Here is a 1236-nt window from a genome sequence, read left to right on the forward strand (position 1 = left end):
CCCTGCCGCTTGACGACCCACAGGACCAACCCTGTGGCAATCATGGCGCTTGCCGCCAATCCCATGCCGAAGTACAGCCACCGAATAGTGGCACCGCCGAATTGCACAAAGTGCAATCCGGAAAGGACTGACTGAGTCATATATGCAGGTTTGGAGTTGATCCAGACGGTCCGAAGTGCACCGCTTGCTCCATCGAAGCTCACCCGGTCGCTATATAAGCTCAAGCGATCGTTCGACCCACGATTAACTTCCACTAGGGCGTGACGATCGCCCGGATGACTCACCACGATCGACCGGGTTTGACCTCCCTGCCAATAGGGCCGGGCCTCGCGTTCCAGGTCTCTCAATGAAACCAATGGCGCCTGCTGATTTGCTCTCTCCGGTTCCATGAAGGACTCAGCCTCCGCCCAGAAGTCGTCCATCACGCCATCATAACGAACCTGTATCCCCGCCGGCATGTAGATCGCCCAAAATATCACCAGACCGCTAAAGGTAATCATGATGTGAAACGGAAGGACTAGTACACTTGTGACATTGTGCGCATCCAGCCAGGCTCGATGAGACGAGGCGCCTGGGCGGAAGGTAAAAAAGTCCTTAAAAATGCGATGGTGAATGACGATGCCGGTCACCAAGGCAACCAACATGGCCATGGCAGCGGCGCCTACGATCCAGGTGCCGGCCTGGTCCAATAACAGTTGATAGTGAAATCGATAGAAAAATTCTCCTCCAAGAGTGTTCCGAACAGTGAGGGGCTGTCCTGTCTGGGCATTGATCACTCTGGACACGGACGTATCGTCCTGGCTCCATCGAATAGTGGAGACCGGCGTGCGTTCGCTTGGTAGCTCAATCCACCAGCGCTCGGCCTGCGGGGCAAATTGTTCCAGGGTCCGCACGGCGGCATCCACATTAAGCGAGGTGCCGGTGACATGATGCAGTTCCGGTTGCATCCAATAGGTGATTTCTTGATCGAACACCGTCAGCGTGCCGGTGAAAAAAATCGCAAACAACAGCCAGCCGAAGAGCAGGCCTGCCCAGGTATGGAGCCAATCCATGCTCTGTGTGAAGCTTTCTTTCATGGATAAGTGACTTCTCCGATAGGCTATCTCGACGTGGCAGCTGGCCTTACGTCATCAGCAACGTCATGCCCCCAAAGAGCACAGTGGGAATCAAGACGACGAACCATGCCTGCATCGGAGTGGCTGCCGTAAACACGCAGAGAATGGCCCCGGTATAGAT

General features: G+C 55.2%; 1 protein-coding gene. It reads right to left on the reverse strand.

The genetic code is table 11. The features are described from left to right. A partial coding sequence (locus tag AAH187_RS14125) for a PepSY-associated TM helix domain-containing protein (protein ID WP_342349108.1) occupies positions 1-1076 on the reverse strand: 1076 nt, incomplete at its 3' end. Positions 1077-1236 lie beyond the last annotated feature (160 nt).

The organism is uncultured Nitrospira sp. (assembly GCA_902500695.1).
In the GTDB taxonomy this organism is placed as follows: Bacteria; Nitrospirota; Nitrospiria; order Nitrospirales; family UBA8639; genus Nitrospira_E.